Raw genomic sequence first — 15,534 nt, 5'->3', positions numbered from 1 at the left:
GTAAACTTTATGAATTACTTTTCTAACCAAATTAATTATCCGACCTGAAAAATACTTATACTTGCAGATACATTTGTTAAAGAGCCACCATCACTATTTGAGAGAGTGATAGTACCTGCTGAAGAGGTGTTATTTATTAAAGTCAATGTTGAAGGAACAACTGTTACGGTAAAAGCAGCAGTACCTTGATTTATTGAATGTGGTGACCCCGTACCAAAACGCCCACCTGGAATTGGTGTACCATTTAGTTCGAGGGAGAATTGGTTTTCGCGAGAAGCTTGTAATTGAAACTCTGCTACATATGTTCCTAGTGTATTAATTATAATATTTCCAGTACCTGTGATGTGGCTAAGGGCAGTTCCTGTTATAGGTCCATTTGTGTTAAAAGTAACACTACTTCCTACTGCAATTGATTGGTTAGTAGTATCAAAAACATATAGATAGTTTGTTAATCCTACACTAGCCGCCCCGGTAGGCCCAGTGGAGCCAGTGAAGCCAGTAGGTCCAGTGGAACCCGGTAGCCCCGGTAGCCCCGGTAGCCCCGGTAGCCCCGGTAGCCCCGGTAGCCCCGGTAGCCCCGGTAGCCCCGGTAGCCCCGGTAGCCCCGGTAGCCCCGGTAGCCCCGGTAGCCCCGGTAGCCCCGGTAGCCCCGGTAGCCCCGGTAGCTCCAGTAGCCCCGGTAGCTCCAGTAGCCCCGGTAGCTCCAGTAGCCCCGGTAGTCCCAGTAGATCCAGTAGGTCCAGTGGAACCAGTAGAGCCAGTAGCCCCAGTAGAGCCAGTAAGTCCAGTGGAACCGGTAGCCCCGGTAGTCCCAGTAGGTCCAGTGGAACCGGTAGCCCCGGTAGCTCCAGTAGCCCCGGTAGGTCCAGTAGGTCCGGTAGCTCCAGTAGCCCCGGTAGCTCCAGTGGAACCGGTAGGTCCAGTAGGTCCGGTAGCTCCAGTAGCCCCGGTAGCTCCAGTGGAACCGGTAGTCCCAGTAGGTCCAGTGGAACCGGTAGCCCCGGTAGTCCCAGTAGTCCCGGTAGTCCCAGTGGAGCCAGTAAGTCCAGTGGAACCGGTAGATCCAGTAGGTCCAGTGGAACCAGTAGAGCCAGTAGCCCCGGTAGGTCCAGTAGGTCCGGTAGAGCCAGTAGCCCCGGTAGGTCCAGTAGGTCCAGTAGGTCCAGTAGCCCCGGTAGGCCCAGTAGCTCCAGTAGGTCCAGTGGAACCGGTAGGTCCAGTAGGTCCAGTGGAACCGGTAGCCCCGGTAGCTCCAGTGGAACCAGTAGCCCCAGTAGCCCCGGTAGTCCCAGTGGAGCCAGTAAGTCCAGTGGAACCAGTAGCTCCAGTAGCCCCGGTAGTCCCAGTGGAACCGGTAGCCCCGGTAGCCCCGGTAGCCCCGGTAGCCCCGGTAGCCCCGGTAGCCCCGGTAGCCCCGGTAGCCCCGGTAGCCCCGGTAGCCCCGGTAGCCCCGGTAGCCCCGGTAGCCCCGGTAGCCCCGGTAGCCCCGGTAGCCCCGGTAGCCCCGGTAGCCCCGGTAGCCCCGGTAGCCCCGGTAGCCCCGGTAGCCCCGGTAGCCCCGGTAGCCCCGGTAGCCCCGGTAGCCCCGGTAGCCCCAGTAGCCCCGGTAGTCCCAGTGGAGCCAGTAAGTCCAGTGGAACCAGTAGCTCCAGTAGCCCCGGTAGTCCCAGTGGAACCAGTAGGTCCAGTAGCTCCAGTAGAGCCAGTAGCCCCGGTAGGTCCAGCAGGTCCGGTAGAGCCAGTAGCCCCGGTAGCTCCAGTGGAACCGGTAGTCCCAGTAGGTCCAGTGGAACCAGTAGAGCCAGTAGCCCCGGTAGAGCCAGTAGCCCCAGTAGAGCCAGTAGCCCCGGTAGGTCCAGCAGGTCCGGTAGAGCCAGTAGCCCCGGTAGCTCCAGTGGAACCGGTAGTCCCAGTAGGTCCAGTGGAACCAGTAGAGCCAGTAGCCCCGGTAGGTCCAGCAGGTCCGGTAGAGCCAGTAGCCCCAGTAGCTCCAGTAGCCCCGGTAGAGCCAGTAGTCCCAGTGGAACCGGTAGCCCCGGTAGCCCCGGTAGCCCCGGTAGCTCCAGTAGCCCCGGTAGTCCCAGTGGAACCAGTAGAGCCAGTAGGTCCGGTGGAACCGGTAGGTCCAGTAGGTCCAGTGGAACCGGTAGCTCCAGTAGGTCCGGTAGCTCCAGTAGCTCCAGTAGAGCCGGTAGCCCCAGTAGGAGAATGTGGGAGAATAATACGGTTAATATCTAAAAGTGAAAAGTTAATGAACATATCTTTGTTTTGATAATCTATCGAAATCACCTCACTAGCATGTTTAAAGAAATAGTAAAGTAATAATTTTTATAGGTATTTCATTTCTATATTATTAATGCAACTTATTTTGGAAACAGTAAATAGCTATTATGACTATAGGGTATTAATTTTTAACCTAAATTTTAATAAAACCTTTATTAAAGATAAAGAGCGCTTTTAAAGGCGCTCTGAGACAAGTGTCATGTTGAAAAAGGGAATGGAGGATATTATGTGCATACTGTTTTAGAATGTTGTAAATTTTTAATTAAAAATAAAAAGATCTTATGAAAATTAAAAATTTGTATTATTAGATAGTCACCATACAATAAAATATGCTTGTTTGATATAAATGTGTGTCAAATTTACCAAAATATATTTTGGCATGCATAAGAAAATTAAAATACTTTTTTAGTAAATAATAGCGGCTTCAGTGACAGATGGTAGAAAGAGTTTATGTGGTATTGTAATAATTTCAAGCGCAATTTGCGCTGAATATAGGAGTATTTGAGTTAAATCTAAAGCGAGTGTTAAAAGTATTATGAAGCTTGTAAGAATTACAAAACTACCCCAAAAGAAACTTTTTGAAGTGTTGCGGAAATCTTTTATTAAGGAAAAGAAAGAAAAAGATGCGGTAACAATAAAAATGAAAATTTTATACTTATCAGACATTATAACCCTCCCAAAGAACAGTAATTTATATTATACTGTATTTTTCAATATTATTATAAAAAGATTTTAAAGTGAATAATAAGAAAAAAATAAAGCCATAACTTAAGACATTAGTTTAGGTTCTATTGTTTTAATACTTTGTTTTAGAAGGTATATAATCTGAAATTGAAAATTTTCCAAATGAATTGCCATTTTTTATTTCTAATCCAACATCAGGTACTCAATGAAATGGTATGAAAGATTATAGGCTGGTGATACGACATTAAATAAGAGGAATCTGCGCGCAGCAAGAGTCCTAGCTCAGATTTCTACTAGAGAAAAATATTTAGTTGGAGTTGATATGTTAATAAAAAACGGATGGATGTGGAAACTAAATATTCATGACATTAAGGATAAAGGTCAGGAAATATAATTTGGTATTCTGGGAATAACCGGAGGTCCGTAGTTAAAGTTGCATAGAATTTGTATTTTGTTTCTAATTTTTCAATTGTTGTTAAGTGATGTGAACCTAGTCCACGCTGTACACTATGTTGAGAAAGAGTCGGCCCAATTTGTAATTTTCGTTTTTTCATTGCATCGTTCCATGGACTATAAAAAAATTTAAAAATAAAAGCAGGTTCCATGTAAATGCTATAAGGATAATGCGAACCATGTCTCCCGACTCTATAGTTCCCGTGCGAATTATTGTGAATTAATCTACCGTTAAGATATAGTTGGTTTGGATTAGGTTGAGTTATTATGCCGTGATAACGTTGTTTAACAAGCGGAGAGCTATATCTTGGATTAGTGTAGCCATAACTTGGTTCATCAATCATCATAATCATTCTTATTGAAAACATATTGCCACCCATAGTGCTAAGTAATTTAAAAAATTGTTCTTTATTATAACAGCACAGGAATTCTGTCGTATTCAATACCATTTTCCATCCTGTAATTTCTCTTTCAATTTCCATAACTTCTTGATCAACTAAATAAGCATCAAATTCGAGTGATTTTGAGTTTCGTATTTCCCAATTAGGAGCGAATGTTTTACAGATTTCAACTGAACGATCAGTGGATCCACGATTAATAAGAATGCCATGATCAAATAGCTTTGTATGGTGCATTAACCACCATGGAAGTAAATATTCTTCATTGTAAAAATGAGAAATTAAAGTAGTCTTAATCAAAATCACCTCCGTATTTAACCTGCTTCTTATTTAATATGATATGGAAGGAAACCTATTGTTAGAAGGTTTCCTCTTAAAAGTTTTAAACCACATAGGGTATGTGGATGGATTAGTATATAAAGTAGTCTGATTGATAAAGAGTGGTATTAAAAAGTACAAAATCTAAAATGAGCATCGAATTAGTGTATAACGATTGAAACGGCACTGAAAACTAATAAAACAGCCATAATGATGTTGAATAATTGGTTATGTTTTACTAATATTTTTTGGAATATTGAACCAAATAAACTCCAACTAAATGTACTTAGTAAACCGACTATACCTAGAAATAATGAGAAAAGCAGAAAACTTGAATATGAATTGTAGTAGGGGAGTATAAAAGTAGAGACTACTGTGAGCCCGAATAATATTCCTTTTGGATTAACAAATTGAATGAAAATACCCACTGTAAATAAGTTTTTATTATTTTTTTCATTGTGATCTGCACCGCCTTTACTAGTAATTATTTTAAAGGCTAAATATAGCATATACGCGACACCTAAAATTTTTAAAGGAAATTCAATTATAGGGATAATATTAATTAAAACAATATTAAAGAAACTGCATAAAGAAGTGAGGATGAAAAAACCGAATGCTACTCCAAAGCAAAAGTTTATGCTTCTCTTTAATCCATGTTGATTTGCGTATGTCATAGCTAAGAAATTGTTGGGACCAGGTGTGAAGCTACTTATAAATACAAATAACAAAAAAGAAAATATAGGCATTTCAAAACCTCCCAATTTTTGTATGTTATAATGATCAAAAAGAACAATATAACGTGTGCTTTTTATTATACATAACGGTCGTTATATTGTATGCGGTGTAGGAGTGTTTTTTATGGAAGAAATTCAACTTATTCTGGCAAAAAATTTAAAATCAATACGTGAAAAAGAAAAATTAAGTTTAGAAAAGGTCTCTCAATTAACAGGTGTAAGTAAAACAATGATTGGACAAATTGAAAGAGGGGAATCAAGTCCGACACTAACAACAATATGGAAAATTGCAAATGGCTTGAAAGTTTCTTTTACTTCTTTAATCAATAATCCTCAGCCTGATACGAAAGTGATTTTAAGAAAAGATATTCAAGTATTGTCTGAAGACAATGGAAAATATAAAGTGTATCCTTCTTTTCCATTTCAAGATGATAGACATTTTGAAATGTATACAGTGGAAATAGAAACAGAAGGGAAATTAAGTTCAGAAGGGCATAAAGAAGGCGCAGAAGAATTTATAACGGTATTTGAAGGTGAATTGACAGTAAAATTGAATAACTGTCAATATAAATTAAATAGTGGAGATTCAATTCGTTTTAAGGCCGATAGATCACACTCTTATTATAATTTAGGGGAATCTTTGACTCGATTAAGCATGACAATTTATTATCCAACTGCATAAGTTTACATTTATAGTAACAAAAGATAAAACCATCTTTAAGAGATGGTTTTTATTTTTTATTACTCACAAAAAAAGACACTCATCTGAGTGTCAACATAGTATTGCTCTCGCGTATAGGATTGGAGTACGTTTCTCAAATACGTATTGAGATGGTTCGTAAAAAAGAAACTGTCTTCATATTTAATGTAACATCGGTGGAAGTCAGTGTAAATTGATAATATATATACGGAAAATTTAGTATAGATAGTTTCTACTATGAATATAGTGCAATTTGTTCTTTAATGCGCCACCACTTTTATGAAATAATTGGGAGGTTCTTATCATGACAGACTTAGTATTTAATAATGTTTATTAGAAAAAGAATGAATCATTTTTAAATCGATTCGTATAATTGTTAGAGAGGCACCTGTTGAACCACCTCCAACCAAATTAACGATGTATAATACGTCGAATAATTGAAGTGAAATTGTAGTATCGGCAATTAAATTATTGTTATAATTTGAAGTTGATATAGCGGGAGAAAAAATAGAACCAGGAAGTGGAGTAGAAGCGTTTAATAGTAGTTTTGTTCCAGCGAGTAGAGCAGTTGTCGTATTAACTTGATAGGTTAAATGCTATCTTCTGGTTACAGGAATTGTAAATATATCGTTTGAGGCGTTAATTGTAAAATTACCGAGGCTTTGGTTATTAGAAAGAGGAATATTAGTTCCGCCTAATATCACAGTGATGGGATCACCTAATGTATTATTAGCGAACATAGAGTTTGTTGTAACTATTGACCCAGTATTTCTGGTAGGTTCAGTAAGTCTGTATGGAAGAATAATTTCAAGAGTCGTTGATACTAGTTTTTCTATTCTTTTTTCATTTTTATCTTGAGTATAAATTACCTCATTTTTAAATTAGAATGCAATAAGTTTCGTGTTTTTGGAATGGAACTATCATTTTATTATATTAATAGGAGTTATAGCAACGGTAAAATGTTTAATATATGTATGAATCATTTGGAAGGAAAAAAGAATAGTTATGAAAGCATTTCTTAATAATAGACTCATACTTATGTAAGTTAATTAAAAATATGTGGAATGAGGAATTAAATTGAAGCGGAATGATAAATTATCAATAAATAAAGGTAAGATAGAACCTGAGAATATTGGACCTACATTTTCAGCTCTTCCACCAATATATATTCCAACAGGAGCAACAGGAGCAACAGGAGCAACAGGAGCAACAGGAGCAACAGGAGCAACAGGAGCAACAGGAGCAACAGGAGTAACAGGCCCAACAGGATCAACAGGCCCAACAGGATCAACAGGATCAACAGGCCCAACAGGAGCAACAGGAGCAACAGGTCCAACAGGAGCAACAGGAGAAACGGGAGCAACAGGAGCAACAGGAGCAACAGGAGAAACGGGAGCAACAGGAGCAACAGGAGCAACAGGAGAAACGGGAGCAACGGGAGTAACAGGAGCAACAGGTCCAACAGGAGCAACAGGAATAACAGGAATAACGGGAGCAACGGGAGAAACGGGAGCAACAGGAGAAACAGGAGCAACAGGACCAACGGGAGTAACGGGAGCAACGGGAGCAACAGGACCAACGGGAGTAACGGGAGCAACAGGAGCAACGGGTGTAACAGGAGCAACAGGAACAACAGGAACAACAGGTCCTACTGGGGGGATTGGCCCTATAACAACAACTAATTTGTTATTTTACACTTTTTCAGATGGAGAGAAACTTATATATACAGATGCAGATGGCATAGCTCAATATGGTACAACGAATATACTATCACCTACTGAGGTTTCGTATATAAATTTGTTTATCAATGGAATTTTGCAACCACAACCATTCTATGAAGTTAGTACTGGTAAACTAACTTTATTGGATAACCAACCACCATCGCAAGGTGCTTCAATTATTTTACAATTTATTATTATTAATTAAAAAAGACAGATTCTTAATGAAAAGGAATCTGTCTTTTTTGTTCTGAATTACATTCGTTAACATTAAGTGACGATAAATTCAATTGTAATTGGAATTCCGCCGTCTAATGCATCCCCACCAGGAATTGTAATAGCACCAGTAGGACCAGTAGTAACACTGGAGTTCACGCTTGGTTGAAGAATACCGTTCACATATAAGTTGTAATACGTGAAAGTCGGAAAAGCGGTTGCAGTAGTACCCGCATCGTTTAAACAAGCTGTGGCAGCAATTGCAAAAGCTGCACCTGTACCTGTGCCGGCTCCTAGTGTGGATGTAAATCTTCTAGATGCCATAAATGGTTGAATGATAGGCAATTAATTTTCACTCCTTACAATATTTTATTAGAACGAAGTATAAAATAACTTGTCCACTATATTGTATGAGAGTTTTTTATAATAGAAACGGCTTCACCTTTATAAGGTGAGCCCAATTTTAGTAAGGAAATGTTCTTTATTTATATGAAAAAATGATGTTGTTACTTGCGGAATATATGTTAATCGTAAATTCGGTTTTTGTATTCAAATTAAAATGTGTCTTTGAACCTAAGAGATAAACGTGGAAAAATAAAATAAACTCTTAAGTTTAGGTATTTAATCTAAGCAGTCAATTATTAAAAACATATAATTAATATGTGAGTCATGAACATAATTAAATAGCGTTTGCAAGTTTAATTATATTTCATGTTTCCTATTTTAAGTCAATATATAACACATACTCTTTTACAACTTTATGATCCTTATAATAGGAAAAACTCAAATATAAAACAAGTAAGGAGGACATAAATGACAAGTAATAATTGTTTCGGTCATAACCACTGCAATAATCCGATTGTTTTCACTCCAGAGTGTTGTAACAATCCACAAACAGTTCCGATTACTAGTGAGCAATTAGGTAGATTAATTACTTTACTAAACTCTTTAATTTCGGCTATTGCAGCGTTTTTTGCAAATCCAAGTGATGCAAACAGATTAGCTTTACTCAATGTAGTGTAGTGCTATCCTAAGAGAGAAAACAAAAACTCATCTTAGCTTTGATACCTCCCACAATTACTTGTTATGTTTTAAAACACTTACAGATAGTTGGCTGTTTGAAATAAAGATGTAGGGGTCTGTGTAGCAATGGAACCAGATCACGCAATAAGCATTAGCGGACATTATCAGCGCAAAAAAAGGAAGTTTCTCTAATTTCAAGAACCTTCCTTTTTAAAAATTCATGTTAGCATTATTTATAAATGTCACCACGATTTCCGATAGCTTGTATGTATATGACTTTCTCATCATGATTTATTTCAAATAAGATTCGAAAGGTTCCAACCCGCAATCGATATAAATCTGTGTAACCCTTCATACTTTTAATATCTCCTTCAGGAGGAATTTCAAGAAGCCCCTTCAACCCTTCAGCAATTCTTTTTTGTATGCCTTTTTCTTGTTTTGCAATAAATTTCACCGCGGACTTATGGTAAATCAATTTGTAGTCCGAATTCACGTTTTGCGTCCTCCCCTGATACATATCCTTCTTCACTATTTAACTGTTCTAATTCTTGTTTAGACAAGGGTTCATCATCTGAATCCGCTATATCAATTTTTTCCCAATCGTTAGGTTTCTTTTTTGAGCGTTGAACAAGGAATTCTAAAAAATCAAATGCTGCTTTTTCATCTTGGTGACCAAGACAATCAATTAATCGATATAACTCTTCTTTACGAACAGCCATATTCTACACCTACCTTCGGTATTTTTAATGTCCGCTAATTAATATTAGCGGACATATGATGCTTTGAAATAAACAATTGATGTCCGCTAATGTAACTGATAAGATTAGATTAGCATGTCCACTAATATAAGTCAATATCGGAGGAGGAATATATGTCATCCATCAAGATTATTTCACTACAAGGAACATCTTTTATCTCAGATTTTATTTCTAGCTTATCTCTTGAAGGAGATTTGCATACAAAAACACTTACAGAATATAAAAGTGATCTTAAAGATTTTGTATACTGGTTTGAACATCTATGGGGAAATCTTTCGGAAGAAACTTTCTTCCATCCAACTGAAGTTACTGCTCGAACAATTGCAAGGTATCGAGAACATATGCAAATTACCAGATCTCTAAAGCCGGCTACAATCAATAGAAGAATTAACTCTATTAAGCGTTATTTTGACTGGGCGAAACAACAAGGAATCATTCAAACTGATTATTCCAAGTCAATTAAATTTGTTCCAGCAGTAAAAACGAGTCCGAAGCAAATGACGGATAAAGAAGAAGCAGCCTTAATGAATGCTGTTGAGAAATATGGCACGCTACGTGACAAAGCAATGATTATTTTTATGCTTCATACTGGTTTTCGTTCAATGGAGGTTTGCGATGTTCAAATAGAAGATATTGTTATGAGAAAAAGGGGAGGCAATGTCATTGTTCGATCTGGAAAGCGAAATAAACAGAGGGAAGTTCCTCTGAATAGTACAGTTCGTTTTGCACTAGAAGAATATATTGGATCGAATAATATTACACATAGCTATTTGTTTCCTTCTTCTAAAACAGGAAAACGGCTACAAGAAAGAGCTATCCGCCATATTCTCCAGAAGTACATGCGTCTTGCTAATTTAGATGGATTTAGTGCCCATGATTTAAGGCATCGTTTTGGTTATGTAATGGCTGAACGTACACCCTTACATCGTCTGGCACAAATTATGGGCCACGATAACTTGAATACCACGATGATTTATGTGAGAGCTACTCAAGAAGATTTACAGGGAGAAGTGGAGAAGATTGCCTGGAATTAAGGAATAAATATCATCATACTAATTTTGTCATTTGATACAAACTAATAATTGTAACAGGAGGAACAAGGATTATGCCTGTAGATTTTTTAACACCTGAACAAGAGGAGAAATATGGTTGTTTTTGTGACACTCCAACATCAGAGCAATTAGCAAAATATTTTTGGTTAGATGATAAAGATAAAGAGCTTATATGGAATCGTCGTGGAGAGCATAATCAACTTGGTTTTGCTGTTCAGCTAGGAACCGTGAGGTTCCTAGGTACATTTTTATCTGACCCTACAGATGTACCACATGCTGTGGTGACATATATAGCAGATCAACTTGGGTTAGACGCCAAATGCTTTGCTGATTACCGAAGTAAACGAAATCATTGGCAACACATGAATGAAATACGCTCTACTTATGAATACAAAAATTTTACAGATCAGCCCGGACATTGGCGTCTGATCAGATGGTTATATACACGTGCTTGGCTACACAATGACCGACCAAGTATATTGTTTGATCTAGCCACAGCACGATGTATAGAACAAAAAATTTTATTACCTGGTGTATCAGTATTAACAAAGTTAGTCGCGAAAGTTCGTGATCGTGCGTCAGAAAATCTATGGGAAAAACTTGCGGAACTTCCTTGTACTGAACAGCGCAAACAATTGGAGAATCTTCTTCAATCAGGTCCTAAAAAAAAGAAAACACATTTAGAGCGTCTGAGTAATCCTCCGTTTACTATCAGTATTACAGGTATTAAACATTCTCTTCACCGACTACAAGAGCTTCGGCAATTAGAAGCTGAATATTGGGATACATCTGGAATCCCTACCAAAAGACTGCAACAACTTGCTCGGCATGCTGTAGCTGTGAGATCACAAGCCATTGCCAGAATGAATGATGAGCGTCGCATAGCTGTGTTAGTAGCATTTGCTAAAATTTATACACAAAATGCCCAAGATGATGTGATTGATATACTGGATCGATACTTAACAGATTTATTTGCTAAGACTTATCGAAAAGAACAAAAAGAACGTCTTCGTACAATTAAAGATTTAGATAAAGCGGCACGTCAACTCCGGGAAGCTTGTATAACATTATTAGAGCATACGGATCCTTCTATCCATCCAAAGGTTGCAGTGTTCAAGAAAGTCCCAGAAAAAGATTTGATACAGGCTGTTCAAATTGTTGATTCACTTACCTGTCCGCCAGATCAAACGCTAGCATATTCAGAGTTATTGCAATATTACGGTACAATTCGAAAATTCCTTCCGCTACTCATGGAAGAGATTGAATTACAAGCAACACCCGCTGGACTTCCTATTTTACAAGCATGGAATTTTGTAAAAGAACATGGGGATTCTAGCAAGAAAAGATGGAGAAATGCTCCTCTTGTTGGTTTAAATACAAATTGGTCTAAAATTGTAGTTGATAAGAAAACACGAACTGTAAATCATCGTGCTTATACATTTTGGATGCTTGAACAGGTAGTAGATGCTCTACGCCGTCATGACCTTTATATCGTTGGAAGTGTAAAATATGGAGATCTCCGCGCACAATTGCTACAAGGAGAAGAATGGAAAGCAATCCGTCCTAATGTTCTTCGCTCACTAGACTGGTCTTTAGATTCTTATGAATCTTTAGCACCTCTTAAGGAAGAATTAGACTTGGCTTATCATCAAACCGTTGAAAATTGGGACAATAATCCTGCAGTTCAAATAGAGACGTTTGCTGGTAAACAAAGAATTACTCTTACACCTCTACAGAAGCTTCAAGAATCAGAGACACTAGAGATATTAAAAAAACGCATACAGGATATGTTACCAAACATAGATATTCCTCAACTATTATTAGAAGTAAATCGTTGGACTGGGTTTATGAATGATTTCCGACATATTAGTGAAGCTAAATCAAGGATTAATGAGTTACCCATAAGTATTTGTGCATTACTTATATCTCAAGCTTGTAATATAGGATTACGACCTCTTGTTCAAGATGGTGTTCCTGCATTGGCACGTGATCGTCTTACATGGATTGAACAAAATTATTTTCGTGCAGAAACTCTTACAGAAGCTAATACAAGACTTGTAGATTTTCATAGTCAGTTAGACCTAGCAAATATGTGGGGAGGCGGTGAAATCGCCTCAGCAGACGGGCTACGTTTCTTTACTCCAGTAAAATCTGTACATTCTGGACCGAACCCTAAATATTTTGGCACAGGTCGTGGAGTTACTTTTTACAACTTTACTAGTGATCAATTTACAGGACTTCACGGCCTTGTGATTCCAGGAACCATTCATGATTCTTTATATTTACTTCAATGTGTGTTAGAACAAGATACGAGTTTACAGCCAAAAGAAATCATGACAGATACAGCTGGTTATAGTGATATTATTTTTGGGCTATTTGGATTATTAGGTTATCAATTTAGTCCACGATTAGCCGATGTTGGAAAATCACGTCTCTGGCGTTTTGATGCCACATCAGATTATGGAATTCTAAATCCGTTATCTAAAGGGCGCATTCGTGAAGATTTGATACATCGTCATTGGGAAGACATGCTTCGAGTTGCCGGCTCTCTCTCATTAAATAAAGTCAATGCAACTCATCTTATCCAAGCATTGCAACAGAATGGAAAACCAACCATGTTAGGGCGAGCGATTGGAGAATTTGGACGGATTTTTAAAACACGTTATTTGCTTTTATACTTAAATGATGAGAATTATCGTCGGAAAATTCTAACGCAATTAAACAGAGGAGAAGCAAGACACAGTTTAGCTAGAGCTGTATTTTATGGAAAGCGAGGAGAGCTTCATCAAGCTTATCGAGCGGGCCAAGAAGATCAATTGGGTGCACTGGGGTTAGTCGTAAATGCGATTGTAGTGTGGAATACTCGTTATATGGAATCAGCCTTACAAGTTCTCCGAAATCGTGGTCATACTCTGGACGATAATAATATTGCTAGGCTGTCTCCACTTGGTCATGAACATATCAATATAGTAGGGCGCTATTCATTTATACTTCCTGAAGAAATAAAAGATGGCCAATTGCGTAATTTAACATATAAAGAAGATCGTTTGATGGAATAGAATAGGAATCCTATATTTCTACATGATATAGGATTCCTATTGTCCGCTAATGCTTATTGCGTGATTTGGTTCCATTGCTACACAGACCCCATGTATCCCTTATAGAAGATCCGTACTGTTTCGAACACATTTCAATCATTTATAACCAAGATGAATTAAAAATCTTTGTTATGTTTAAATTTTTTTAATAAAGAAGAATTTTTTATTCTCAATCTATCTCTGTTTCAATCAATTCTACATTATCAGATGCTGAATTTCCTGCAAGTTTTAATGCTTCTTGATAAAACTTGTCTGAGCTTACACTTTTTGTTCTTTTATCGTAAACAGAATCCCAAGGAATACCTGTTGCTTGGGCGTGTCTTACAGGATCATATTTTTGCCCTTTTTTAAGCATCATATAAAGGATTTTAGCAATTTTCCCACACATATGACCAATTGCTGTTTTACCATTCATTTTACGCTCTACTAGACGATGATAATAGAAACTGAATACAGATGGTTGTTTTTTCATCGCAATGATAATCATCGCCATTTGAAAGAGCACTCGACGTGCATCTCGAACACCACTAAAGGTCATTCTTGTACCCTTTACAGATGTTCCTGATTGTTTATTTTCTGCCGAGACACCAAGATATTTTTTAAACTCTTTATATGTATTAAAACGTTCAATATCACCAATGGCTCCAATAAGAGTACAAGCCCAATTATCGCTCATAAAAGGAAAAGAGAATAATAACCCTGTATAGGGATGAGGTTTAATACCTTTGCTTGCATTTCCATGGAGTAATTCTTGGATATGATTATCAATCCCTTTAATACTTTCTTCAATACGTAACGCTTCTTCAATTATCCAACTTTGTCTTCCAACTAAATGGGGGACATCAATTGTTATAGACTTTGCTGTAACTTTTGCTAGTGCCTCAGATGCCTTTGTAGCTATTCGCTTTGCTCCAGATTCAATCATTGTTTGTCGTAGTTCTTCCTGTGTAGCTAGCTTTAGATCTTTACTAGTTGGATACTTTAATACAAACTTCATCACAGAAGGTGTTCCTAGTTTCTTAAATGCTACTTTTAAGTCTGGATGCGTAACCATTAAAAGTTGCTGTACCTGATTTTTACGCCGCGTTAACTGAGTATTTAGTAACCATCTGTCGCGGGTTAACGAACGAAAAATAGATTGAGTCACAGAAGCTGGTTTAAGTAAATTAACCCCTTTCATATAAGGGTGTAACGTTTTGTGCCACCCCATATAGGACATTACCCTTGCGTCTACCGCATCTGATTTTTCAGTAATTCCTAAATGTTTTTCTCGAAAGTCTTTTACTGCGGAATTTTCCACTAAATATACATCAAAATTTCCATTCAAAAGAACTTGTTGAAGTAAATAAGAGTAGTGACCACCTGTTGGTTCTAGTAAAATCAAGAAATCTGATCTATAAATTCCTAGTTGCTTTTCCATGTGTTCTAAGGCTTGTAAAAATTGAGTTATTCCAAGACTGTCTGCATTAAACTTCATTGTCTTTGACCGTTTCCATTCACGTCCCTTAGGATCTAAAAAGGATTGGAAAGGGATACAGCTAGCTACGTGAAAGGTAGAACCAATGTCAATTCCCACAAATAACTGATATATCATCCTTTTATTTTCTTTCTCTTTTTCCTTGGAATCTTCTATAAAACTAAAGGGTGCTACAGTTTTTTCACTCATACATAAATCCTCCTAGCGATATATAAATCTGACTGTCCAATTTTCCGTTAGAGCTTAATGCCCAATGTAGTATGTCAGGACTATAACGCCAGACTTTAAATTTCATATTAAGTAAAGAGGTCTAACCAGGGGCCAGCCCCAAATAATTAAAGAATTTCAACCGCTAATTTTATTAAATACTATATAAGTTTTCAGATTTCATTTGCATATAGTCTTTTAAATTTCTAAAAGACAAAATTCTTTATCTAGCGCTCTATTCCCTTCATAATTTACGAACTTTTTTATCTTTTTTGCTTGATTTGTTATAATGATTGTATGTGCAGTGACCTTTTAAGGTGTTTCCGACCATAACTGGATTGGGGCTAGCATTATATTCCTAGACCTCTTATATGCAATTGGGGCACTCCGCTACTTATGGGTACAAGGCTCTGCA

General features: G+C 37.9%; 12 protein-coding genes and 2 pseudogenes. 6 read left to right on the top strand and 8 right to left on the bottom strand.

Going from position 1 to position 15,534, the window contains the following annotated elements; genetic code table 11:
* Positions 1-742: 742 nt before the first annotated feature.
* Positions 743-2,272, top strand: coding sequence for a mucin 17-like protein (locus QCI79_RS00900; RefSeq protein ID WP_353842237.1), 1,530 nt, complete (start codon positions 743-745; stop codon positions 2,270-2,272).
* A 416-nt stretch (positions 2,273-2,688) separates the two neighbouring features.
* Here the strand turns inward: QCI79_RS00900 and QCI79_RS00895 are convergent, their stop codons facing one another.
* The 3 genes from QCI79_RS00895 to QCI79_RS00885 form a co-directional block, all read right to left on the bottom strand.
* Entirely contained in the window at positions 2,689-2,949 is a 261-nt protein-coding gene (locus QCI79_RS00895; protein WP_021728805.1) for a hypothetical protein, read from the bottom strand.
* 386 nt (positions 2,950-3,335) lie between these two features.
* Positions 3,336-4,118 (bottom strand): glycosyltransferase family 2 protein, encoded by a 783-nt coding sequence (locus QCI79_RS00890; protein ID WP_000598283.1) that lies wholly within the window; start codon positions 4,116-4,118, stop codon positions 3,336-3,338.
* A gap of 179 nt (positions 4,119-4,297) precedes the next feature.
* Positions 4,298-4,882 carry a LysE family translocator gene (locus QCI79_RS00885; protein WP_001121272.1) on the bottom strand — a complete coding sequence of 195 codons (585 nt, stop codon included), beginning with the start codon at positions 4,880-4,882 and terminating at the stop codon, positions 4,298-4,300.
* 112 nt (positions 4,883-4,994) lie between these two features.
* On the opposite strand from QCI79_RS00885, the gene QCI79_RS00880 reads away from it, so the two are divergent.
* Positions 4,995-5,552 carry a helix-turn-helix domain-containing protein gene (locus QCI79_RS00880; protein WP_000391298.1) on the top strand — a complete coding sequence of 186 codons (558 nt, stop codon included), beginning with the start codon at positions 4,995-4,997 and terminating at the stop codon, positions 5,550-5,552.
* 338 nt (positions 5,553-5,890) lie between these two features.
* Here QCI79_RS00880 and QCI79_RS00875 read toward each other — a convergent pair.
* Positions 5,891-6,436 (bottom strand): annotated as a pseudogene (locus tag QCI79_RS00875) (BclA C-terminal domain-containing protein).
* 211 nt (positions 6,437-6,647) lie between these two features.
* On the opposite strand from QCI79_RS00875, the gene QCI79_RS00870 reads away from it, so the two are divergent.
* Complete coding sequence (locus tag QCI79_RS00870) at positions 6,648-7,496, top strand: DUF4183 domain-containing protein (protein ID WP_021728804.1); 849 nt, start codon at positions 6,648-6,650, stop codon at positions 7,494-7,496.
* 62 nt (positions 7,497-7,558) lie between these two features.
* On the opposite strand, the gene QCI79_RS00865 is transcribed toward QCI79_RS00870, so the two are convergent.
* Positions 7,559-7,849 carry a DUF4183 domain-containing protein gene (locus QCI79_RS00865; RefSeq protein ID WP_001121647.1) on the bottom strand — a complete coding sequence of 97 codons (291 nt, stop codon included), beginning with the start codon at positions 7,847-7,849 and terminating at the stop codon, positions 7,559-7,561.
* A gap of 468 nt (positions 7,850-8,317) precedes the next feature.
* On the opposite strand from QCI79_RS00865, the pseudogene QCI79_RS00860 reads away from it, so the two are divergent.
* Positions 8,318-8,521 (top strand): annotated as a pseudogene (locus tag QCI79_RS00860) (exosporium glycoprotein BclB-related protein); the annotation flags it as partial.
* A 235-nt stretch (positions 8,522-8,756) separates the two neighbouring features.
* Here the strand turns inward: QCI79_RS00860 and QCI79_RS00855 are convergent.
* Positions 8,757-9,020, bottom strand: coding sequence for a type II toxin-antitoxin system RelE family toxin (locus QCI79_RS00855; protein ID WP_002163075.1), 264 nt, complete (start codon positions 9,018-9,020; stop codon positions 8,757-8,759).
* Entirely contained in the window at positions 8,989-9,246 is a 258-nt protein-coding gene (locus QCI79_RS00850; protein ID WP_021727717.1) for a hypothetical protein, read from the bottom strand. Before QCI79_RS00850 ends, QCI79_RS00855 begins: the two co-directional genes overlap by 32 nt.
* Before the next feature lie 152 nt (positions 9,247-9,398).
* Here QCI79_RS00850 and QCI79_RS00845 point away from each other — a divergent pair, with 152 nt between their 5' ends.
* The gene (locus tag QCI79_RS00845; RefSeq protein ID WP_021727716.1) at positions 9,399-10,319 is read left to right on the top strand and encodes a tyrosine-type recombinase/integrase; all 921 of its coding nucleotides are present in this window, start codon (positions 9,399-9,401) and stop codon (positions 10,317-10,319) included.
* 71 nt (positions 10,320-10,390) lie between these two features.
* A complete protein-coding gene (locus QCI79_RS00840; protein ID WP_021727715.1) occupies positions 10,391-13,396 on the top strand; it encodes a Tn3 family transposase in 3,006 nt (1,001 codons plus the stop codon).
* Between the two features lie 208 nt (positions 13,397-13,604).
* On the opposite strand, the gene QCI79_RS00835 is transcribed toward QCI79_RS00840, so the two are convergent.
* A complete protein-coding gene (locus QCI79_RS00835) occupies positions 13,605-15,101 on the bottom strand; it encodes an IS110 family transposase (protein ID WP_021728002.1) in 1,497 nt (498 codons plus the stop codon).
* Positions 15,102-15,534 lie beyond the last annotated feature (433 nt).

The sequence above is a fragment of the Bacillus cereus group sp. MG1 genome, from assembly GCF_040460035.1.
Lineage (GTDB): Bacteria > Bacillota > Bacilli > Bacillales > Bacillaceae_G > Bacillus_A > Bacillus_A cereus.
The sequence above is the reverse complement of the archived record's forward strand: the minus strand, read 5'-3'. Positions and strand labels throughout refer to the sequence as shown.